We start from the raw sequence: 21,719 nt of genomic DNA on the forward strand, positions 1-21,719 counted from the left end.
CCAGTCCGTTCTGGAAACTCAAGATCAATGGCCGCCGTCGATCAAAAAATCCCGGCACCGAATTCGCTGTCTTCGCCGCCGACACGCTTCTCTTCCTGCTCGCTCGATGTTCGTTGTTTGGACGGACTCGGCGAGGCGTGGGGCGGATCAATCAACGCCGTGTCCACGTCTTCGCCGGCATCGGCAAAGTCGTCGTCGTATCGCGAACGATAGCCTGGCTGTTGGCAACGACTCAGTTCCGATTCGAACTCTCGAATCACCGCGTCCTGAATCAGTTCGCGACACTCGCTGTTGATCGGATGGGCGACGTCGGCATACAGTTTTTGCGGCGAATCGAGCCCGCCGTCGCTGTCGAAAGAAAGCTTGTTACCGCAATGGTTACAGTAGCTGGCTCGCAAATGATTCTTGTGGTGGCAGCGATTGCAATGACCGGTCAATTTGCGACTCGGCATCGCCACGAACGGTCCGTTGGCACCGTCGATGATCTTCAAATCACGGACCACGAAACAGCCATCGATCGTGATTGAACAAAAAGCTCGCAGCCGATCTTCCGACGACTCCATTAACTTGATTCGAATCTCCGTTATCTCCACGATCTGAACTCCCTCGCGATTGACTGCGTTCTAGCTCGGCTCGATTTCAATGGATGTCGCAGCAGGAACCGTTTGCGCCACTCGAAGCAAAACACCAGGTTGCAACTCGGTCTCTAAACGCTTCACGATCTCCTTGGCCTGTTCTACATCCTTGGCAAGACCAAAACATGCCGAACCGCTACCAGTTAGTTGACACGGTTGGAGTCCGCATTGCCACAGTGATTCCAATAATTCGTTCAGCTGTGGCAGAATTTTCAAGGCCGGCTCGGTCAGGCGATTCATCATCGCCTTGCCCATCCGCTCCCGATCGCCACGCCGAAACGCCTGCAAAAAAGACGCGGAAGAAACCGGTTGCTGAGGTACGTTCAACTGTGCGTAAACGCCCGCTGTCGACAGGCTGGTCGAGGGATAAGCCACCACAAAGTGTAACGATGGACAGGTCTTCAGCGGTGACAATAATTCGCCGCGACCGGTTGCATGGGCAGCCATGGGCGACTGGCTGTCCCCAGTCGCCAGAAAGAACGGAACATCGCTGCCGATCGACGACGCGATCCCGTGTAGCACTTCTGACACGTTGTCAAATTGGTGAATCTGGGCAGCACAGTCAATCGCGTGGGCCGCGTCACTGCTGGCACCGCCCATCCCGGCCCCGGCGGGAATCCGTTTGCCCAGTCGCACGCGGAAGCCCGTTTTGACCCCAAAGCTGGCCCGAAAGGCCGCCAGGGCGCGGACAACGAGATTGGAGTCGTCGCTGGGAATCCGCAGCAACTCGGGCACGCGGCCATCGCCGGCGTCCAATCCCAACTCGCCGGCAACCGACTCGACCGAGGGCAACCAATCTGCCGTCAATTCGATCCGCGGCTGGGGAATCGATTCGATCTGCAGTTCGTCGCGCCAGTCGATCGCGGCCATGACGGTGTCGATCTCGTGGTACCCATCATCACGGCGGGCCGGAATCTCCAGGAACAGATTCAGTTTTGCCGGCGGCGAGGTTCGGGCGATCGTCATGATGGTTTCAAGCCCGTTGGTTCGACCAAAGCGAAAGCAGTTCGACTAAGTGTTCGGTGGCGGCAACCATTTCGTCCAGGCAAGCGAATTCACGAACGCTGTGGATATTGTGTTGGCCGCTGGACAGATTGGGCGTCGGCAGACCTTTTTCGGTCAGCACGCTTCCGTCGGTCCCGCCGCGAACGATCTCTTTGGTGCACGGGCGGCCCAAGTTTTCAAACGCTTGTTCGGCCAACGTGACCGCCTCGGGTAGCTCGGCCAGGCCATCGCCCAGATTGCGATATTGCCGCCGCGTCTTAACTTCGACTTTCAATCCCGGCCATTGCGATTCCACGGTGCCGGCGATCTGTCGCAAGGTTTCCGCGTAGGTTTCCAAGTCGGCGGCATCAAAGGATCGGAGAATCAATTCGACCGTCGCTTCACCGACTCCGCCGCTGATGGAATTGGCGTGGATGAACCCTTGCCGGCCGTCGGTGGTTTCCGGTGTATCGGTTTCGCGGGGCAGTGCGGCAATGAAATCGGCGGCGCCACGAACCGCGTTGATCATGCGGTCTTTGGCAATCGACGGGTGAATGTTGTCACCGATGAAGCGGACCGTGGCAGCATCGGCCGAAAACGTTTCCACGTCGACGATACCGGCTCCGCCGCTGTCGAGGGTGTATGCCACATCGGCGGCCAGTTTTTGCAAATCGATCTTGTCGGTGCCATGACCGATTTCTTCATCGCACGTCATCACGACTTTGACCGGACCGTGTTTCAGGTGTGGGTTCTCGATCAGCGTTTCGACCAGTTCCATGATGATGGCGACACCTGCTTTGTCGTCACCACCGAGCAGCGTGGTGCCGTCGGTAGTGATCAACGTGGCACCGACCAGATCGCGGAGCGCCGGGCAGGCGTCGACACGGATCACTTCACCGTTGGCCAGCTCAATGTCGCCGCCGGGATAGTTTTCGATCACGTTGGGGCAGACGTTCTCGCCGGGTGCGTCGGGCGATGTATCGACGTGGGCGACCAGTGCGACGACGGGGACCTCGGCATCACCGACGGTGGACGGAACGCTCGCATAGACCAGGGCGTGTTCGTCCTGAAAGACGTCGTCCGCCGACATCGCCTCAAGTTCGGCGGCGAGCAGTTTGCCGAGTTCCCGTTGGCCTTCGCTGCTGGGATAAGTCCCGCTGTTGGGATCGGCGGTGGTGGCGATGCGAACGTACCGTAGAAAACGGTCCAACAATCGGCGGCGGTTGATTTCGAACATGTGTCGTTTTGTGTTAAGCTCGTGCGGCAGGGGTCGGAAACGGATCCGCACCCCAAACACGTTTTTTGAACCGGGATCAAGGTGATTGATGAGCGAAGACGTTTCCCATCTGGTATTTGACTGCGAAAGTATCGCCGATGGGGCGCTGATCGCGAAAGTCCGCTACCCCGGCCAGTCGCTTTCACCGCAGGACGCCATCGCGCGTTATCAATCGGAATTGATGGAAGAAAAAGGGACCACGTTTATCCCGTATACGTTTCAGGTTCCCATTGCGGTGGTGGTCGCCAAGGTTTCCAAAGACTATCGGCTGATCGATATCGTTTCCCTCGACGAACCGAATTTCCGCAGCCACGTGATCACGGCCCATTTTTGGAAGGGCTGGGAGATCTACAAGCGTCCCCAGTGGGTCACCTTCAACGGCCGCACCTTTGATCTGCCGCTGATGGAGCTGGCCGCTTATCGCTTCGGCATCTCGATCGCGCCCTGGTTCAAGAACGACGGGTATCGATCGCCACGGAATCGATTCAGCGTCGATTCACACCTGGACTTGCAAGATCTGTTGACCAATTTCAGCGCTTCACGCTTCAACGGCGGACTGAATCTGGCGACCAAACTGCTCGGCAAACCCGGCAAAATGTCGGTCACCGGCGACCAGGTGCAACAACAATTTGACGACGGTGACCTCAAGGGCATCAGCGACTACTGCCGCTGCGATGTCTTGGACACCTATTTCGTGTTCCTGCGGTCGATGGTGCTCAGCGGCAAGATGACGCTGGAAAAAGAAGTCGAGATCACGGCCGAAAGCAAGGCATGGATCGAGGCCAAGGCCGCCGACTGCGAAGCCTACGCGACCTACCTGGAACACTGGGAAGACTGGTCGGATCCTTGGGAGAGTGATGCGGCGGACGCCGAAGGGTGAGAGCGACGAGGGCGACAGTGTAGGAAGAGGTTTGGCAGAATGATCCGGGGCAGAATGATGTTCAGACCGCTCCGATCGCAGACCTAAAATCATTCTGCCACTTCATCATTCTGCCATCTCTCCGTCTTCACACCGTTTAAATCTCTCCCTTGAGGTATTGCAGTCGACGGATTACTTCGCCTTTGGGATCGATCGGCAGCAAAACCGGCAGGAACTGAAACTTGTCCGGGTCCACTTCGTAACCATGGAAGTCACGCAGGAAGACGATTGTGTTGAGCATCCGCAACAGTTCCGGTTCGTTGGTCGCACGTTGCAGCGATCGATAGAGGAACGGTAGGGTGTCGATGTCGCTATGCACCGCCAGATACTCGACGGCTCGAATGACGACCAGCGGTTCGACGTCGACGAGGAATTTTTCGATGGCCGGAATCAACGGTTTGGCGGCTTCACCCAATGAACTGCAGGCGACCAAGGCCCAGTAACGGACCCACGGATCGGCATCGTCGAGTGCCGCTTGGATTCCCGGCAACGCTTGTTCGCTCGGCAGCAATGCCAAGTTCACCGTGTCGATGTACTTGGTGATTTGTCCGCTGTGTGATTCGCCGAACACCGTCGGATTGTTGATCGCTTCATCGACCATCACCGCTTCGATCACAAAGCTCAGATCCGGCAGCGACTTGAGTCGATCGTCCAGTTGATCACGCATCATTTTCAATTGCGTCGCGTGCTCGGGATTGGACGCCAGGTTGTGGATCTCGTACGGATCGGCCGCCAAGTCGTACAACGCCTCGGGCGCTTTGGCTTCGTAGAATTGTCTTGCGGCACCGGTCAGCTTTCCTTGCTGGTACAGTTCGCGCCACTGCTGGTACGCCAAACACTTGTATCGATAGTTGTTCTGCAGACCGTCGGGATAGAAGGACTCGAAGTTGCGGATGTATTTGAAGTCGCCGATCCGTAGCGACCGGACGAGTTCGTATTTTTCGTCGAACCGATCCGCATACCCCAATGTTTCGTCGCGGCGATCGACTTTGTCCGGGTCGGCGTCGATCCCCAGAAACGGTTTCCCGTCGACACCTTCGGGTTGCTCCAATCCGGCCAAACTCAACACGGTCGGCCCGAAATCAACAAACTCCACAAACCCGTTGGTGCGCGAACCGAGTTGCCGTGCCGCCAGCGATTGAAAACGCTGCGGGACGCGAACGACCAGCGGAACGTGCAGGCCGGATTCGTACAGGTACCCTTTGGATCGTGGCAGCACGCCGCCGTGGTCGCCGAAATAAAACACAAACGTGTTTTCCAGTTGTTCGGCTTCGCGCAGCTGGTCGATCACGCCGCCGACGAGTTCGTCGATTTTCATCATCCGATCGTGATACCGGGCGCGGGTGTAACGGAACAGCGGCGTCTCGGGAAAGTAGTCTTGGAGCTTGACCTCGGCCGGATCGGTGACCGTCTTTTCCTTCATCTGTGCTTCGCTGAAGTGCAATCGGCTTTCGTGCGAATCGGCGAACGTTTGAACATGAAAGAACGGCATCGACGCATCCGGGCGGTTCCTCCAACTCGCCTTCCGACTCGACTCGCTCCAAACATCGGATCCCTTGACCGCGTTGTAGTCCTCTTTGCTGTTGTTGGTCGTGTAGTAACCGGCCGCTCGCAGGTAGGCCGGAAACATCTGCAAGTCTTCGGGCATCGGCATCGCGACATGACGACGATGGAATTGCGTGCCGATCCGCGGGGCGTAGCATCCGGTGATCAACGTCGTGCGGGCGACCGAACAGACCGGTGCGTTGGAGAACGCACGATCGAAGGTCACGCCGTGGGCCGCCATCGCTTCGATGTTGGGGGCCGGAGCCCCGGCGGGGTCAAAGTGACGAAGGTAATCCGCCGAGTTGTCTTCGGACATGATCCAAACGACGTTGGGTCGGCCGGGAGGGTCGGCCGCGTCTGTGGTGGCCGAAAGCTGCGTCAGCAGAACCAGGCCGAGGGCGAAACGAACAGCGACCGCAGAGAGACAAACGGGGGGGATGAAACGCGTCATCAGGAAGGAATCCAGTGCAAAATGATCAAAGAAGGAGGCCTTGGTGGTGCTAATTCTAACCCGAATCGCCCTCCGGAGCAGGTTTCTGGAAACAAGGCTTGCCGAAACAGGGGGCCAGCGGGCATAATCCGCGACCCGAAAAAACGGCATGCATCCCCACAATCACACCTGTCCGAATTGACTTCCGATGGCTAAGAGCAAGAAAAAGGCTGAAACGGTCTTCCTGGTTTGCGAAGAAACCGGCGACTACAACTACACCTTGAAGCGTAAGCCCGGCGGCGAAAAGCTTCGTCTGAAGAAATACAGCCCGCGACTGCGCCGCCACACGTGGCACGGCGAAAAGAAAAAGTAGCACGTTTGAAATACCCTCCCCTGTGGAGGTCGTGCAGTTTGAAAGTCACCCTCCTGGCAGGAGGGTCGAGCGAAGCGAGGGGAGGTCGATCGGTGAATCGCGGCGTTCGTTTCAATGACTTGCGCCGATCCTCCATGCCTTGCACGGTAGACTGTGCCCGGTAGGCGGCTTCTTTCGCTGTACCCGGATTTGAAACGCGTCACGCGCCCCAACGTAAGTGAGTCCAAGGATGAAACGGAAATGGCGGATCGTTCCCCATGATGCCGCCCGCGTTGACCAACTGATCCGTGGATCCGGATTGCCGCCCGTCGTCGCTCAGCTTCTGGTCAGCCGCGGCGTCTACGATCGCAAAGCCGCCGACGCCTTCTTGTCGACCAAACTGACGGGACTTCGCGACCCCCAAGAATTGCCCGGTGTCCCCGAAGCGACCGAATTGGTCGCCGAGGCAATCGCTGCGAAAACGCCGATCGCGATCTACGGCGACTACGACTGCGACGGGATGACCGGAACCGCGATCCTGTACAACGGCTTGAAACTGCTCGGCGGGAATGTCGCCTACCACGTCCCCAATCGATTGGAAGAAGGGTACGGTTTGAATGCCGACGCGATTGGCAAGCTGGCCGATCGCGGCAAGAAGATGATCATCTCGGTCGACTGCGGCATCACCAGCGTGGCCTGCGCCGAACTCTGCAAAGAACTGGGCGTGCAACTGATCATCACCGATCACCACACGCTCGACGAAACCCTGCCGGACGCAGACGCGATCGTGCACCCGCGACTGCCCGGTACCCATTATCCCTTCGGCGAACTCTGCGGCGCCGGCGTGGCGTTCAAATTGGCTTGGTCGCTGTGCCAAAAGATCTGCGGATCCAAGAAAGTGACCGAACCCTTGCGCCGCTACCTGATGCAGTCGCTGTCCTTGGCCGCCATCGGAACCGTCGCCGACGTGGTCCCGTTGGTCGACGAAAACCGGATTCTGGTCGCGCACGGCTTGCGAATGCTCGGCAGCGAACCGTTGCCCGGTCTGGCCGAACTGATGAAGATCACCAAACTGGACGAAGCAACCACGCTGAACACCGAGAGCATCGCGTTCAACTTGGCGCCCCGGTTGAACGCCTCCGGTCGACTCGGACAAGCCCAGCTGGGCGTGGAGTTGTTGACGACGACCAACGCAGAACGGGCGACGGCACTGGCCGAATACATCGACCAGCTCAACAAGAACCGCGACAGCTTGCAGCGCAGCGTCACACTGGCCGCGCAGAAGCAAATCAAAGAAAACTTCGACGCCGAAAACGACCCCGCGCTGGTGCTTGCCGGCGTCGGTTGGCACCAGGGCGTGATCGGAGTGGTCGCCGGTCGGCTGAGCGACAAGTACGCCAAGCCGGTGATCATCCTGTCGATGGATGCCTCCGGGAAAGCCGAAGCGGTCGGATCGGGTCGCGTCGGTGGAACGGCGATTGATCTGCACGCCGCACTGGCCAATTGCGCCGACCGACTGGTCCGGTTCGGCGGACACAAAGCCGCCGCGGGACTGACGATCGACGAACGCCAAATCGATGGGTTCCGCGAAGACTTTTGCGAAGCGATTTCCGAACAATGGACAGCCGGTGAAATCGAACCGGAGATCGTGATCGATGCTGAAGCGTCGTTCGGCCAATTGAATCTGAACACGATCAAACAGATCGAAACCCTCGAGCCGTTCGGCGCAGGCAACCCACGCCCCACGCTGCTCTGCCAAAACGTCACGCTGGCCGAACCGGCCCGTCGCATGGGCAGTGGTGATCGCCATCTGACGGTGCGGCTGGATCAAGGCGGCAAGACCGTCCGCGGCGTCGCCTTCGGCGCGGGCGATTGGTGCGATGAACTCAACGCCTGTGACGGACCGATTCAAATCGCTTATCGCCCGGTGATCAACGAGTTCCGTGGCTTCCGTCGCGTTGAAATTCACGTCGTCGATTGGAAACCCGTGCACGTCGGCGTGGCCACCGGCTGACGCTGCGGGATAGGCTGCTAGAAGGGTGCCACGGAAAAGGGGTCAGGTACCAAAAATGCGAAACACCCTGCGGGCCATTGGGTTTTTGGTACCTGACCCCTTTTCCGCTCGCTATCCCACCAACCCGCGCCGCAATGCCCTCGCCGCGGCCGCCGGATCTTTGGCGTCGTTGATCGCGGCGGTGACGGCGATTCGGTGAAACCCGCACGCGGTCACCTGATCGAGATTCTGTGAGTTGATGCCGCCGATCGCGAACGCCGGTCGGGGCGTTTGACGGGTTTCCGCATGCACCTGCCTTAAGAACGCCGTCCCGGCATGGGCGTCAAAGGACTTCGTGGTGCTGGGAAATGTCGGCCCACATCCGATGTAGTCCGCACCGTCGGCGATCGCTTGATGAACCTGGGCGATGTCGTGCGTCGACACACCGACCAAACGCCCGCTGCCGAGCACGCGTCGCGCCATGGTCGCGGGTAACTCGTCTTGCCCGACGTGAACACCGTCGGCGTCGGCTGACAATGCAATGTCGGCGCGGTCATTGACGATGAACAACGCTCCGCAATCCTTGGCAATCGCCGCGCCCACCTCGGCCCGTTCAAAAAGCTCGCGGTCGGAAGCCTGTTTATCACGTAACTGAAAGACATCGACACCGGCTTGGGACAACGACCGGATCGTTTCGACAAACATCGCTTCGGACGAACCGCAATCGATCAACAGGTAAAGCACCGCATCGGCCAGCCGCCGTGTTCTGCGATGGGCCATCGCCTGAAGCTCGATGCGGCGATGATGGGTGTAGGCCCGATAACGCAGCGCTTCGATCCGTCGAGCAAAGTCAACGTCGAGCGTTTTTCCGTACTCTTCCAGGACCCGCAACGATTGTTGCACCCGCTCGGCGGCCGCCGTGATCACGTCGGCAATCTCCGTCCGCGAGTACTCGGCCGCGGTTTGCAGCGTGGTGCCGACATCGGCATCGGTATCGCGAGCGGTGAGCAACTCCGCGCGGTTCAACCGCGACAGCGCCGCGGCGAGTTCGTGACGCAGCGCCTTCGCCGCGCCGGCACTGTCGGAATCCTCCAGACCGAAGCGGGCAAACTCTTCGATCGTGCGAATCCCCTCGGCCGCCCGATTCGCCGACGCATCCAGAATTCGGTAGCTAATCTGTCGCGAGTCGTTCAACGGCTGGGTCCAAACAATCAAGGCAATCAAAAGTAAAACCGGGCGTCGGCGGACGACAGTTATCTCGCATTCCGGCCGCCCTGTCGAGCGAGCCGACCGACGGCTTGCGGTGGGTCGTTTTTGTGGGCCGCGACGCGTTAGCGGCCGGTCACTGCGACGTTGCCCGAGGCCTTACGGCCAGCGGCTCACCATTGACTCAGCTGATCCCGACTAAATCGACAGCCCGCTTGTGGCAATCGGCTGATCCTCGTTCGACAACGGCCGGTTCACGCCGCGGCGTCAAGCCAGCGGACGAAATTCATGCGTCGCGGGGTTGTACAGCAGGAAGGTCTTGCAGTGCGCCAGATAGAACAGCGCGTGCACCCGCAAGTCTCCGTCGTCGACGGCTTGTTGGACCGCCGGATGCTGATGGAGTGATTTCGCCTTGGACGCAAAATCGTCTTTGGCACGACTCGCCTTGTTCAGCATCGATCGTGCCGCTCCGATCAGTCGATGGCCTGTTTCGCTCTGGGCGGAGTCGTCGACCGGGCCGTCGTCGCAACCCTCGGAGTGACCCACCAGCCACAAACGTCGAACACCGCTCCGGGCCACCGCGCTGTCGAGCAGCGACGCCAGGTCAGCAGATTGAAAATCCCACTGCGACTGGTGCATCGTCAACATCCCGCTCGACTCCATCGCAGCGGCCTTGGCCAGTCGGCTCTGGAGATCCGGGTCATCGTGGGCGATCAGCATCCAATCGATCGTCGATTCTTCTTCCACGATCGCCTGTTGCACACGATCGATCGAGTGGCTGGAGAAGAAGGTGGCGTCGCTGCTGTGGGACGCGTGATGCACGGGAGGATTGGCAAGTAAAGACATGGTTGGTTCCTTTTGGTTTCAAGTGACAATGGAAAGAGCAATCGGTTTTGGGGATCAAGAGCTGGAGCCGGTCGCCATAGCGTTGCCGAGGATGCGGCACCAATCCGTTCGGGCATATCGGTAACACTCGCCGCGATCGATGGCGGTCAAGTGCATCCATTGGTTGTCGATCAATTCCTTGAGGTGCGAATGTTTTTCAAGGACGCGATCGATCGATTCGCGTGAGGCTGCGATAACGACTTGCAATCGCATCGGCAGGTGTTGAAACTGCTTGCCGTCGTGAATCGATTGCGTCGGCAAACCGGTCATCAAATCGCCGCCACCGCCGGACAGGATGCCGAACCCACCGACGACGTTGTGGATCGTTTTGTCGCCGCTGCCGAAGTGATGGTTGTCGACCGTTGAAGCGTAGTACTGCATGTTGATCCAATGAGCGACCACCATCGGCGCCGTCATGATGTTCTCCAGCACCGCGCCGTCTTCGTCCGCCGCCGCGTTGTAGCTGTGTAAGAACACACGACCGTCAAGGTTCATGTTTTCGGTCAGCTCGCGGGGACCGATCACGAATGCCGCATTGCCGGCCAATCCCCACTCGGGTCGGACTTCGGACCAATCGAGCGCGCGACGGATCACGTCGGACGACGAGCGGGCACCGACGAGCGGTGTTCGTTCCTCGCGTGTCTTTGCAGAGGCGATCCGGGTTTGATCGATCAAGTCCTGCACGTCTCCGCGGTGCGACGCCGGCACGCCATGAAGATCAAAGCAATCGATGCGATCGGTCGTCGTGTTGTGAAGCGCCGCCAGAAACAGCGTGTCGTCGGGGATCACGATTCCACGTTCGGACAACTGTTCTCGGACGAACGGTTGATTCAGCAGCAGCGCTGCGAATCGCGCGTTCGGTTCGCCCGAATGTCCGCCACAGGCACCGCAGTCCAAACCGGCGGCCAGCGGATTGTTTTTCGTTTGGCTGCCATGGGCACACAGCACCACCAATCGTGCAAAGCCATCAACCAATCCGAGATTGCGAAGCATCGACTCGGCCAGGTCCGCCTGACGCGATGTCGTCCAACCCTGACGATTGAGCCCGCGGAGGGTCGGGCCGATGGAGGTGTCCGAGGCGTGGGTCGACGATTCGTCCTGGTTGCGATCGAAACGTACGGCGGAGTTGGTCCAGAGCTTTGCCGAATACAACAGCCCGGTCGTTTCGACGAACGAAAAGCATCCGACGGCTGATTTTTGGAATCCGCGCCAAAACTTACTCCACAACCCTTCACGTTGGCGCGCGACGCGGAGTTCGACTTCGCATCGGGCATCGCCGTCGGCCAAGCCCTCGTGCAGCTTGAAACTCGGTCGAATCAGCGCCGGCACGTTGTCGTCGCCTTGCTGGTCTCCCAACCGCACATACTCGATCGGCATGCCGAAGAATCCGGCAAAGCCATAGGTTTCGATTTCTGGAGTCGTCGATTCCAGATGTCGGCGGATCCGCTCGCTACGCACGTCGATGCAAAAGACCATCTGAGCCAGCTTGCGGGTGGTTTGCTTCGGACCGTCGGTCGAGATTTGGGCGAGGATCTGGTCTCGATAGCTGATCTCGCTGGCCCGCAGCAGCAGCATTCGCACGGCAGCGTCGTCATCGGAATTCGCTTCCGGGGTGCGGAAGGTTGCCGATTGGTCGTCGATCATCGCATCCCAACGGACGCTCAAACCCGTCGCCTCGGCCAGCGCGACATCGTAGGCCGTTCGCGCGGCCAACAGTCCGATCACGTGTTCCGTCACGGTATCGGGATCGATGTCGTCCTGATACTTCGCCCACGCGAACCAGCCCGGCATGCTGAACACCTGGCACAGCAGGAAACTTTCCCACAGCGGCCTGGGGATTTGTAATCGAGTCAGCAAGTCGACGATCGCCGCGACGGGCGTGTGGGGCAGTGCCGCGACAAAGCGACGAAATCCTGTCAGCCCAAGAATTTCCGGATTGCAATCATGAATCGCCGCGCTCCGCCACGCTTGAAAGACCGGCAACTCTTTCCAGGGGCTGTTCCAGCTGGATTGAAATTGATCGTAGTGCGCCGAGCAAAACTTGCCCAACTCGTCGATGATGGTTTCGCCCCATCCCTGCGGCGAGAACTGGTCGGACAGCTCGGCGATCGTTCGAATCGGACGATGACCGTTGCGCGTCGTCGATTGCCGACCGGGTGACTCGTCGCTCACCGATCGACGCAATCGGTCCATCACCTGGTCGACGGACAGATGAATCGAGACCCCGTCCTGCTGGCATTCCACAATCGCCCGACGAACATCGTCGATGGTGATGCGTCCCTTGGCGTACTGAGATCGATAGTACTGAATCGGCATCAGTAGTTCACAATCGGAAAAGACTTGCAGAAACGCTCGCGCATCGGCAAAGGGACGTCCGGCGATTCCGCTGTACGGATTGATCGCCACGTAGTCCTTCAGCGGCCAAACTTTCGAAACCACTTGTGTGACTCCGGCAAGTATCTCTTCGATCTGGCGATAGACGTGGGGTTGGTCATAGGCAGGGGAGATGAAGGTGTCGCTTGTTTGCTCGGTCGTGAACGGGGCGTTTGACATGGGGGGATTCTCGATGTGAGTGATGGGGTTGGAAAACGTTTGTCGCAAGCGACGCGATTCAGCTTTTCGAAAGTGAACCGAAAACTCGGCGCAGAACGCTCTCGACGTAGAAACCGTTACTGGCATGCACGTACCAGCGACCGCCTCGGGACTCCGACCCGCGGCGCGTTGTGCTTCGCTCGGCCCAAAGCATCGTGGTGAAACCGCAGCCGATGATCGATCCGATCACCACCCATTGCATGACCGGTAACGTCACGACCGGCACACTGTCGGCGACAAACCCGTCGACGATGCGGTAGGAAAACACATAGAGAAAACAGAGCGCGAGCGCAAAGGCACTGCTTTGCAACGCGAGCCGTCGATCCGCACCCGCAAAGACCTTCTCCAGCCAGTGAGCGATCGCCAGGCACAAAACCGCACCCAACACCAATCCACCGGGTTTGGTCGATGGGTCGATTCCCAGCGTGAGACTGGCAAGCGCCAAGCAACACAGTGACACACCGGCGGCCGCCAATCCCGTCGTCATGCGGCGCGGCGCTTCGCCACCGGCCGCTTTTCGTTCAGACCTCGGCACCGCCGCGGCACCCATGCGAGAGCGCTGGGCGATCACGTCCCCGCTGCCGAGAAACGCGTGTGCCTTGTACATCGAATGGGCCAAGATGTGCAGCAGCGCCGCGGAGAAGGCTCCCAAGCCGCACTGCAACATCATGAAACCCATTTGGGCGATGGTCGAATAGGCAAGCGACTTCTTCACGCTGGTCTGTGTCAACATCACGACCGCGGCGTAACACGCCGTGACCGCACCGATCGTCGCCAGGACGGCCAGAGTCCAAGGAGCGGCCGAAACAATCGGGCTGGTTCGTACCAACAGGTAACCGCCCGCGTTGACGATCCCCGCATGCATCAGGGCGGACACCGGAGTCGGTGTCTCCAACGTCTGGGGCAACCAAGTGTGAAACGGGAACTGAGCAGATTTGATCGCCCCAGCCAAAACCAGCAACAGCGCCGCGGTTTGCAGCGCAGCGCTGGCGGACGAGAGGTCGCCGACGGCGGTAAACAACTCGCCCAGGTACGCCGTTCCGAATTCGCGGTAAAGCAGGATGCAGGCGATCGCCAAGGCGACGTCAGCGATGCGGATGATTGTAAATTTGGTCCAGGCGGCCCGCTCCGCCGCCGGGCGCGACGAGTCGTGCAAGAGCAAGTGATGCAGCCCGATGCTGGTCATCAGCCAGGCGATGAAAAACAGCAGCAAGTGTCCCGAAAGGACCATCAAGGCGACCGCCGCGAGCGTGAAGCCGGTCCACAGGAAATAGTTGCCTTGCGATCGATCGCCGTCGAGGTAGCGCAGCGAGTAGCGACAGATCACCCAACCGATAAAGCTGACCATCAAAAACATCAGCGTCGACACGCCGTCGAGGTAGATCGGCAGCGGCTCGGAGCCGGCGCCGGGAAACACCGCGTGCCACGCACCGGGGTCGGTCGAGCCGAAGACGAGCCGCAGGGCCATGGCGATCGTCAACACCGAAGCGACGGCCAATTGCAGCGTGGCGAGGGCGGTCACCCACGTGCGGATCGTCAGCGGTGCGGCGTCGGCGTCTCGGCGGGGGACAACCGCCGCCAGGGCGAGCAGCAACACCGCGGGCAGGGCAGAAATCGTTAGAATGGTCCACGCCATCAGGTCGGCCTCCAGGGCAAGTCGCAAAAACACGAAACACAAAGCACGTTTTTCAATACACGAACAATGAAACACGACACGTTTGTCGTCAATAGTGTTTCGTGTATTTCCGCCGGCTTCTTGAGTCGGATTGGCGGCTCGAGCCGCACCTGGGCCGAGAAAACACGGGTTTTTAGCGGCGAAAACATTCACGAAATTTTTTTCGTGCTTTCGGATGCTAGAATGCACTTCCCGTGCAACGAGAACTCCAGGCGGACCGACCCCGAATGAAATCCAACGTCAAAAAAAAACGTTCCACCAAGGCCGACAACGCACCCAAGCCCGACGAAGCCGCCCTCAAAGGGAGTGTTCCTAAGGCCAAAGAGGGTGGCTCACGCTGGACGTTTTTGACCAACCATTCCCACGTCCTGATCGTCTTGCACGCCGAGCCGGAACTGGTGCTGCGGGAAGTCGCGGCGCGGGTGGGGATCACCGAACGGGCGGTCCAGCGGGTCGTTCAAGACCTGGAGGAAGGCGGATTCATTCGCCGCGAGCGGGTGGGTCGTCACAACCGCTACGAGGTGCGACCGGACGTTCCCCTGCGGCACCCGATCGAATCGCATCGCAACATCGGCGATCTGCTGAAGCTGATCACCGGCTAGTCTTCGCTGGACTGCTTCAGTTCCATCAGCCGTTGGTTGTAGGCGGCGATGGTTTCCTTGCGTCGCAGCATGCCCAGAAAGACGCCCGGACGCTCGGGATCCAGGACCGGCAATTCGTCCAGGTTGTGCGACGTGAAGCGGCGCAGCGCGGTGTTGAGATCGTCGTCGGGCGTCAGGTACAGAAAGTTGTCCACCATGATGTCCCGGGCGACCGCCAAGTTCCACAGCGTGTCGTCGTACAGGTAGGCTCTCACGTCGTCGTCGCTGAAGATGCCGACCATCTTTTGATCGGCGTCGACGACGGGAAAGTAGTCTTGATTGGTGTAGGCCAAACGATGCACGATGCTATCGAGCGTCATACCTTCGGGAATCAAGATTAGCTTGCGGTCTTTTTGATACAGATCGCCGACGATCAATCCTTCCAGCACGTCGACGATGAAGTCACCGCGGTGGGCCATCGATTCCATGCGGGTCGCGGGCTGGTTGCGATAAAGTCGGAAGTGTTGGCTGAACATGAACGTCAACGTGGAAACCAACATCGTCGGCAGCAGCAGCCCATAATCGCCGGTCAGCGCCCGGACCATGATGATGGTCGAGATGGGAGCCCGCGCGATGCCGGAAAAGAACCCGGCCATGCCGACCACGGCAAAGGCTTCGGGTTCGCTGAACAGCTCCGGCCAGAATTGCTGGAGGGTCAGACCGACGGCCGCCCCGGTGCAGCCGCCGATCACCATCGAGGGTCCGAAGACCCCGCCCGAGCCACCCGAACCGATCGTCAACGCGGTGGTCAAGATCTTTGCCATCGCAACCAGCAGGACGCAGGCGATGCCCAACTGGTCGGCCCTCGTCAACGCGATTTGCAGCACCCCATAACCGGTCCCCAAGGAACCGAGCAGGTTGAGATCACGATCGAACCAGAGGTACAGGCTGACGCCGAAGATTCCGGCCAGCGTGGCGCCGATGGCCGGGCGGACGTGCGGGACGATCGGTAATCGCCCGAACGCCGCTTGGCTGGCGAACAGTGTTTTGACGTAAACCGCCCCGACCACGAACAACACCACCGCCAGCATCACGTAGGCCGGCAACTGCAACGGCGAAACGAAGGTGTGTTCCAAGTCGGCGCCGAACAAGGGAATGAAACGCGATTGGACCGGCACGGATTGGACATAGACACTGTAGGCGATCACCGAGGCGGTCGCCGCCGGGACAATCACGTCGGCTTCCAGATCGGCGTCGCTGTAGAGGATTTCACCGGCAAACACGGCGCCGGCCAGCGGCGCACGAAAGATCGCGCCGATGCCCGCACCCATCCCGGCGGCCAACAGAACGCGGCGTTCGCGGTTGGAAAGGTTTAATCGCGTCGCCAACCAGGAACCGAACCCGGCCCCGATCAGCGCGATCGGTCCTTCACGGCCGCCCGAACCACCGGTCCCCAACGTGATCGCCGAGGCGAGCGTCTTGATGAACGGGATCCGCGCGCGAATCTTGCCGCGTTTGTTGTGGAACGCATCGATGGCGGCATCCGTCCCGGCACCCTCGGCTTCGGGGGCGAACGCGTAAACCAGCGTCCCCGACAGCAGACCGCCGACGGCCATCACGACGACGATCATCCATGGCGAAAAGAAATCCGAGCGGTGTTCAAACCGGTTGTGTTCACCGGCCGCATCGAGCGGTTGATAGCCGGCGAACTCGGTCAGGGAATAGCGGACGACGAACTGACCGAGCACATCGAACGCGATCGCACCGAGCCCCGCGACGACGCCGATCAACGAAGCGAGCAAGATCCATTTTCCCAACGAATGCAGCTCAAAACGCTTTAGCAATTTCTGCAGACGTTTCACTTGAAAGCGTTATCCCGGAGCGGATGGCGAGTCGGAGGCGATCCGAGCCGAATCAATCGTGGGCGACCACCGCGGCTCGAGCCCTATCGTCGGGCATAAAATCGTCCGCGCGAAGGACCTCGACATTCTCGACACAAATCGTGATCGAATGTCGGTCCACCATTTCACGCCGCAGCATGTCCAGCATCGCTTCGCATACGGCAGCCGAAACCACCAGTTCCAACCGCACCTGGTCCTGCTTGGACAATCCCGTCTCCAGACCGTGCCGTCCCGCTCCGCGGCAGGGGATCGCGGTATAACCGCTGGCCCCACAGGCGATGAACTGTTCGATCAGCGTCTCTTCGAGGGACTCCGACGCCGTCACCGTGACCCGCCGCATTCGCGGCAGACTGCGTTTTCTCGCCGCGTGGGGATTGTTCGCAAGCGGTTTGAGAAAATCTAAGCCGCGGACCTCGAAGCTTAAGCCTTCCTGCTCAAAATCCCGCTCCAGCTCGACCAGCTTCTCCATCACGCTGTGGTCGACCAATTTGGCGTCGGACAGATCCACGATCAGGTTGCGGCGCTGGACCAATCCGACGTCCTCGATCTGCCGTTTGAAGGGTATCCAATTGCTGAAGACCGCTGATTGGCGGGCGATGATCCGGCTGGTTTGCGCATCGACCTCCTCGACTTCCAGATAGGGCTTGAAGAGCGATCCCAGCGGGACGCCGTTGGAGACGTGGATGATGATCTTGAGCAGGATGCCGGCGGCCACCCCGATCAGCAAATCCGTCGCCAACACCATGAACATCGTGGTGACAAAAATCGCCAACTGTTCTTTGCCGATCCGCCAGACATGCACGAACTCCGCCGGATGGGCCAAGCGATACCCGGTATAGACGAGCATCGCCGCCAGCGCCGCCAACGGGATCCGGTGCAGCACGGTGGGAATCAACGCGACGCAGCAGAGCAGAAAAATGCCGTGCCAGAAATCGGCAAACCGGGTCCTTGCGCCGTTGTCGATGTTGGCTTTGGAACGCACGATTTCGGAGATCATCGGCAATCCGCCGATGCCCGCCGCACACAGGTTGGCCACACCGACGGCGACGATGTCTCGGTCCATGTTGGTCTTGCGTTTCCAGGGGTCCAACAGATCGATCGCTTTGGCGCTGAGCAACGATTCCAAGCTGCCGATGATGAAGAACATCATCGCCCACTTCCAAGCTTTGAATTGCCACAACGCCGAGAAGTCGGGCAGCGTGATGTCGTCGAACATCCCGAACGCCCGGTCGGGCATCTTGACCAGGTATTGCTCGCCGAGTTGGTATTCATGGTTGGCCAACGAGTAGGCGTGCTCGTGCAACAAATCGAACCCCATGCCCATCGGAATCGCGACCAGCAAGACGACCATCGGCGCGGGGACTTTTTTCAGAATCGCAACGCGTCGTCCCGCCATCGGCCAACAGAACATGATCAGCAAACTGACCACGCCGATCGTGGCGATCGCCGGATTGGCTTGGATCACATAGTCGGGGAACTGTCGAAGCATCTCCAACGGTCCACCGCTGGCGCCGGTCACACCCAGGGCGACAGGAAACTGTTTGATCACGATGATGATCCCGATCGCGGCGAGCATGCCGTGGACGGCCGAGATCGGAAAGAACTCCCCCAGAATCCCGGCCCGAAAGATGCCGAACAGAATCTGCAGGATCGCGGCAGCCACGCCCACGGCCAGTGCCGCTTTGTAGGCGCTCAAGTCGGCGTCGGTCCAGCCGCCGATCAATCCATCGCCGCCGAAGTCTTCGATGCACCCGATGGCAATCACGATCAGACCCGCCGCCGGACCCTTGATCGTCAGCTCGCTATTGCTGATGAACGTCGTCACGATCGCCCCGATGATCGCGGTGAAGATTCCCGCGATCGGCGGGTAACCGCACGCCAACGAAATCCCCAGGCACAACGGCAGGGCGATCAGAAAGACCAACAGCCCGGAGACAATGTCTTGTTTGAAGTAACGTCGAAATCCCGCCAAATTGCCGCGGGGTGGGTCGTCGATCGGAGCAGCTGACATCAGCGTGTTTCGGTGAAGGATTTTAATGGAAACGGGACGAAGACGACGTGGCTCGGGCTTGTGCGGGCATGGGGTGCCGCGCATATTCCAAGTCTCCAATGATGCCGGTGCCGGCTCCCCGGGCGTGGGGTGGATGGGGTCTGTGAACCCGAACGGCCTCGCGCTTCGACGGCAGGCCGGCTCGGCGGGCCCGTTTCAGCGGATGATCGGCATCACAAATGCAAGCAGGGTTTGTGCCAACCGCTGCGTTTGGTCTGTTTCGCCATGTTTTTGCGTACTGTCGCGTCATCCTCGCCCGGCAAACGTGCAACGGGTTGCACGCGGCGTGCAATCCATTGCAGTCTCCGATCGGCTTGAATCCCCCAGCAACGTCTCATGACAGAACCCGTCCGAATCCTGATCGTTGACGATGAGCCGCACATCCGCAGCGGGCTGGCGAAAGGTCTTGCCAAATCCGGTGACGTCATCGACACGGCCGGCGACGTCAATCAAGCGTTAGACAAATTGGAGCAAGCGGAATACCAGGTGGTGATCGCCGATGTCCGCCTGCCAGGCGACCGCGACGGGTTGGACCTGGTTTCGTGGATCCAACAACGCTGTCCGGAAACCAACACCTTGGTCATCACGGCACACGGGACGGTCGAGACGGCCGTCGATGCGATGCGGCGCGGCGCGTTTGACTTCATCACCAAACCCGTCGACTTGAATCTGATTCGCCAGCAGGTCGGACGAGCCTTGGACCACGGTCGCCTGCAGAGCGAAAACCGGGTCCTCCGCGACCGGCTGGCCGACGCCGGCGCGATCTCCGAGATCATCGGCAATTGCACGATCATGCAGGAGTTGTTTCAGCAACTGCGGCAGGTCGCCGACACCGACGCGACCGTCTTCATCCAAGGCGAAAGCGGCACCGGCAAGGAATTGGTCGCCCGCGCCCTGCATGACCTGAGCAGTCGATCCGGCGGCGAGTTCGTCGCCGTGAATTTGGGCGCGCTGCCCGAGTCGCTGTTGGAAAGCGAGTTGTTCGGTCACGAGAAGGGTTCATTCACCGGTGCCTCTCGACAGAAACCGGGCTGCTTTGAACAGGCCCGCGGCGGCACCCTGTTCTTGGACGAGATCACCGAAATCCCGACCAAGAGCCAAGTCGATTTGCTCCGCGTCCTAGAAACCGGACAATTCCAGCGGGTGGGCGGCGAAGCCCTGTTGAGCTCCGATGCCCGTATCGTCTCGGCGACCAACAAGGACCCGCTGCCGCTGATCGACGACGGGGTCTTTCGCGACGACCTGTATTACCGTCTGAACATCGTCCCGTTGGTGATTCCGCCCCTGCGGAAGCGTCGCGACGACATCCCGTTGTTGGTCGAACACTTTGTCAAGCATTTTTGCCAGCGGCACAAACGACCGGATAAACAGTTCTCTGACGCCGCATTGGAATTATTGACCGCAGCCAGTTGGCCGGGCAACGTCCGGCAGCTCCGCAATGTCGTCGAGCGATTGGTGGTCACTCACGTGGGCGACCGCATCGATGCCGACAGTCTGCCGTCGGAACTGACCGTCGTGCAAGCCGTCGGATCGAACGAAGTTCGCACCCTGGCCGAAGCGACCGAGTCGGCTGAGAAAGAGGCCATCAAGGTGGCGCTGATCGCGTGCGGGTTCCATCGCGAACAAACCGCCCGCGCACTCGGCGTCAGCGTCCGCACGCTGCACTACAAAATGAGTCGCTACGGGCTGCACTGAGGGCTTGCGTCCAATGCCATCTACTTTGACGCCAAGCGGGGTGTTGTTTGTTAGCGGTAGGGCGNNGTTCCGCTAACACCTTGAGGCCGTCCGGTGTCCCTCGGACGTCATGCTAGATCGGCGGAAGCGTGCGGACCTGTGCATCGACCGGCAGCGCGATGTCTTGCAGCGGTAAGAACTGCGACTCGTCGGGATTGTACGCAAACACCTCACCGGTTTCGAACTTGTACACCCAACCGTGCAGCTTCAATTGCCCGCGTCCGATCGCGGCGGCGACCGACGGGTGCGTCCGCAGGCTTTCCAGTTGGACCAACACGTTTTCTTCGACGGTCAACGTCAGCCGCTTTTCCGGGTCGGTCAGATGACCATAGTTCTCTTCGACGATCCGTCGCGTCGCTTCGGCGTGCTCCAAGTACGCTTTGACCGCGGGTAGTTTTTCGATCGATTGCGGATCCAGCAGCCCCGCCATTGCTCCGCAATGGGAGTGTCCGCAGATCACGATGTCGCGGACTTTCAAAACGCTGACCGCGTACTCGATCGTCGCCGCTTCGCCACCGTGAACGCTGCCGTAGGGAGGCACGATGTTGCCCGCGGTCCGCTGGATGAAGAGCTCGCCGGGGCGGGTTTGCGTCAACCGACTCGGATCGATCCGTGAATCCGAACAGGTCACGAACAACGCCAGCGGGTTTTGTCCTTCGACCAACGTCTCGAACAACTGTTGGTCTTGGCTGAACAGTTCACGCTGAAATCGGTGAATTCCATCGACAAGTTTTTGCATCGTCAAAATCCTGGTAGCGGAAGTGGATCGACCGCCTGAAAAGGTGCTCGAAAAGCCGGCGACCGAGTTTATCAAAGATGAATCGGTCCTGTCGTCGGTAGTCCTATCGAAATCTATTCGCTTGTCGGACGTAAGATTTTCGGGCCCGGGGTGAACGATAGATGGGTCAGACCCTTGCTGACCTGCGATCCTTTGATCCGCGAAACACGAATCACGAAACTT

17 protein-coding genes are annotated in these 21,719 nt (G+C 59.7%); 5 read left to right on the forward strand and 12 right to left on the reverse strand.

The window, feature by feature from the left end:
* Window positions 1–41: 41 nt before the first annotated feature.
* From NZK35_RS02870 to pepT, 3 genes are read right to left on the reverse strand one after another with little or no spacing between them, the layout of a single operon-like run.
* Window positions 42–593: a SpoVG family protein gene (locus NZK35_RS02870; RefSeq protein WP_259631090.1), complete on the reverse strand. Its 552-nt coding sequence runs from the start codon at window positions 591–593 to the stop codon at window positions 42–44.
* Window positions 594–623: 30 nt separating this feature from the next.
* On the reverse strand, window positions 624–1,601 hold the full coding sequence (locus NZK35_RS02875; protein WP_259631091.1) for a 4-(cytidine 5'-diphospho)-2-C-methyl-D-erythritol kinase: 978 nt from the start codon (window positions 1,599–1,601) through the stop codon (window positions 624–626).
* Between the two features lie 7 nt (window positions 1,602–1,608).
* The gene (gene pepT / locus NZK35_RS02880; RefSeq protein ID WP_259631092.1) at window positions 1,609–2,856 is read right to left on the reverse strand and encodes a peptidase T; all 1,248 of its coding nucleotides are present in this window, start codon (window positions 2,854–2,856) and stop codon (window positions 1,609–1,611) included.
* Window positions 2,857–2,944: 88 nt separating this feature from the next.
* Here pepT and NZK35_RS02885 point away from each other — a divergent pair, with 88 nt between their 5' ends.
* The gene (locus tag NZK35_RS02885) at window positions 2,945–3,775 is read left to right on the forward strand and encodes a 3'-5' exonuclease (RefSeq protein WP_259631093.1); all 831 of its coding nucleotides are present in this window, start codon (window positions 2,945–2,947) and stop codon (window positions 3,773–3,775) included.
* Between the two features lie 136 nt (window positions 3,776–3,911).
* On the opposite strand, the gene NZK35_RS02890 is transcribed toward NZK35_RS02885, so the two are convergent.
* On the reverse strand, window positions 3,912–5,810 hold the full coding sequence (locus NZK35_RS02890; RefSeq protein ID WP_259631094.1) for a sulfatase-like hydrolase/transferase: 1,899 nt from the start codon (window positions 5,808–5,810) through the stop codon (window positions 3,912–3,914).
* Window positions 5,811–5,997: 187 nt separating this feature from the next.
* Between NZK35_RS02890 and rpmG the strand changes: the two genes are divergently transcribed.
* On the forward strand, window positions 5,998–6,162 hold the full coding sequence (gene rpmG, locus NZK35_RS02895; protein ID WP_095736658.1) for a 50S ribosomal protein L33: 165 nt from the start codon (window positions 5,998–6,000) through the stop codon (window positions 6,160–6,162).
* Between the two features lie 229 nt (window positions 6,163–6,391).
* Window positions 6,392–8,155, forward strand: a complete 1,764-nt coding sequence (gene recJ / locus NZK35_RS02900; RefSeq protein ID WP_259631095.1) for a single-stranded-DNA-specific exonuclease RecJ — start codon at window positions 6,392–6,394, stop codon at window positions 8,153–8,155.
* A gap of 111 nt (window positions 8,156–8,266) precedes the next feature.
* Here the strand turns inward: recJ and NZK35_RS02905 are convergent, their stop codons facing one another.
* The 4 genes from NZK35_RS02905 to NZK35_RS02920 form a co-directional block, all read right to left on the reverse strand.
* The gene (locus tag NZK35_RS02905; RefSeq protein ID WP_259631096.1) at window positions 8,267–9,349 is read right to left on the reverse strand and encodes a thiamine phosphate synthase; all 1,083 of its coding nucleotides are present in this window, start codon (window positions 9,347–9,349) and stop codon (window positions 8,267–8,269) included.
* 258 nt (window positions 9,350–9,607) lie between these two features.
* Window positions 9,608–10,186: a carbonic anhydrase gene (locus tag NZK35_RS02910; RefSeq protein WP_259631097.1), complete on the reverse strand. Its 579-nt coding sequence runs from the start codon at window positions 10,184–10,186 to the stop codon at window positions 9,608–9,610.
* A 54-nt stretch (window positions 10,187–10,240) separates the two neighbouring features.
* Window positions 10,241–12,778, reverse strand: a complete 2,538-nt coding sequence (locus tag NZK35_RS02915; RefSeq protein WP_259631098.1) for a DUF2309 domain-containing protein — start codon at window positions 12,776–12,778, stop codon at window positions 10,241–10,243.
* Window positions 12,779–12,836: 58 nt separating this feature from the next.
* Complete coding sequence (locus NZK35_RS02920) at window positions 12,837–14,453, reverse strand: proton-conducting transporter transmembrane domain-containing protein (RefSeq protein ID WP_259631099.1); 1,617 nt, start codon at window positions 14,451–14,453, stop codon at window positions 12,837–12,839.
* Between the two features lie 266 nt (window positions 14,454–14,719).
* Between NZK35_RS02920 and NZK35_RS02925 the strand changes: the two genes are divergently transcribed.
* Window positions 14,720–15,094, forward strand: coding sequence for a helix-turn-helix transcriptional regulator (locus tag NZK35_RS02925; RefSeq protein WP_259631100.1), 375 nt, complete (start codon window positions 14,720–14,722; stop codon window positions 15,092–15,094).
* On the opposite strand, the gene NZK35_RS02930 is transcribed toward NZK35_RS02925, so the two are convergent.
* The 3 genes from NZK35_RS02930 to NZK35_RS02940 form a co-directional block, all read right to left on the reverse strand.
* Complete coding sequence (locus tag NZK35_RS02930) at window positions 15,091–16,935, reverse strand: chloride channel protein (protein ID WP_259631101.1); 1,845 nt, start codon at window positions 16,933–16,935, stop codon at window positions 15,091–15,093. The two genes, NZK35_RS02925 and NZK35_RS02930, sit on opposite strands and share 4 nt — an antisense overlap.
* 52 nt (window positions 16,936–16,987) lie before the next feature.
* Window positions 16,988–18,985 (reverse strand): SulP family inorganic anion transporter, encoded by a 1,998-nt coding sequence (locus tag NZK35_RS02935; RefSeq protein ID WP_259631102.1) that lies wholly within the window; start codon window positions 18,983–18,985, stop codon window positions 16,988–16,990.
* A 212-nt stretch (window positions 18,986–19,197) separates the two neighbouring features.
* Entirely contained in the window at window positions 19,198–19,362 is a 165-nt protein-coding gene (locus tag NZK35_RS02940; RefSeq protein ID WP_259631103.1) for a hypothetical protein, read from the reverse strand.
* Between NZK35_RS02940 and NZK35_RS02945 the strand changes: the two genes are divergently transcribed.
* Window positions 19,361–20,719, forward strand: coding sequence for a sigma-54-dependent transcriptional regulator (locus tag NZK35_RS02945; protein WP_259631104.1), 1,359 nt, complete (start codon window positions 19,361–19,363; stop codon window positions 20,717–20,719). The two genes, NZK35_RS02940 and NZK35_RS02945, sit on opposite strands and share 2 nt — an antisense overlap.
* A gap of 112 nt (window positions 20,720–20,831) precedes the next feature.
* Here NZK35_RS02945 and NZK35_RS02950 read toward each other — a convergent pair whose 3' ends face one another.
* Complete coding sequence (locus tag NZK35_RS02950) at window positions 20,832–21,497, reverse strand: carbonic anhydrase (RefSeq protein ID WP_259631105.1); 666 nt, start codon at window positions 21,495–21,497, stop codon at window positions 20,832–20,834.
* Window positions 21,498–21,719 lie beyond the last annotated feature (222 nt).

Origin of the sequence: Stieleria sedimenti, from assembly GCF_025060895.1 — a bacterium.
Taxonomy (GTDB): domain Bacteria; phylum Planctomycetota; class Planctomycetia; order Pirellulales; family Pirellulaceae; genus Stieleria; species Stieleria sedimenti.

Excerpts from the sequence above, each read along its gene's own strand:
- NZK35_RS02875 (WP_259631091.1), bottom strand. The coding sequence starts at position 1,601 with ATGACGATCGCCCGAACCTCGCCGCCGGCAAAACTGAATCTGTTCCTG.
- pepT (WP_259631092.1), bottom strand. The coding sequence starts at position 2,856 with ATGTTCGAAATCAACCGCCGCCGATTGTTGGACCGTTTTCTACGGTAC.
- NZK35_RS02885 (WP_259631093.1), top strand. The coding sequence starts at position 2,945 with ATGAGCGAAGACGTTTCCCATCTGGTATTTGACTGCGAAAGTATCGCC.
- NZK35_RS02890 (WP_259631094.1), bottom strand. The coding sequence starts at position 5,810 with ATGACGCGTTTCATCCCCCCCGTTTGTCTCTCTGCGGTCGCTGTTCGT.
- rpmG (WP_095736658.1), top strand. The coding sequence starts at position 5,998 with ATGGCTAAGAGCAAGAAAAAGGCTGAAACGGTCTTCCTGGTTTGCGAA.
- recJ (WP_259631095.1), top strand. The coding sequence starts at position 6,392 with ATGAAACGGAAATGGCGGATCGTTCCCCATGATGCCGCCCGCGTTGAC.
- NZK35_RS02910 (WP_259631097.1), bottom strand. The coding sequence starts at position 10,186 with ATGTCTTTACTTGCCAATCCTCCCGTGCATCACGCGTCCCACAGCAGC.
- NZK35_RS02915 (WP_259631098.1), bottom strand. The coding sequence starts at position 12,778 with ATGTCAAACGCCCCGTTCACGACCGAGCAAACAAGCGACACCTTCATC.
- NZK35_RS02920 (WP_259631099.1), bottom strand. The coding sequence starts at position 14,453 with ATGGCGTGGACCATTCTAACGATTTCTGCCCTGCCCGCGGTGTTGCTG.
- NZK35_RS02925 (WP_259631100.1), top strand. The coding sequence starts at position 14,720 with ATGAAATCCAACGTCAAAAAAAAACGTTCCACCAAGGCCGACAACGCA.
- NZK35_RS02935 (WP_259631102.1), bottom strand. The coding sequence starts at position 18,985 with ATGTCAGCTGCTCCGATCGACGACCCACCCCGCGGCAATTTGGCGGGA.
- NZK35_RS02945 (WP_259631104.1), top strand. The coding sequence starts at position 19,361 with ATGACAGAACCCGTCCGAATCCTGATCGTTGACGATGAGCCGCACATC.
- NZK35_RS02940 (WP_259631103.1), bottom strand. The coding sequence starts at position 19,362 with ATGAGACGTTGCTGGGGGATTCAAGCCGATCGGAGACTGCAATGGATT.
- NZK35_RS02950 (WP_259631105.1), bottom strand. The coding sequence starts at position 21,497 with ATGCAAAAACTTGTCGATGGAATTCACCGATTTCAGCGTGAACTGTTC.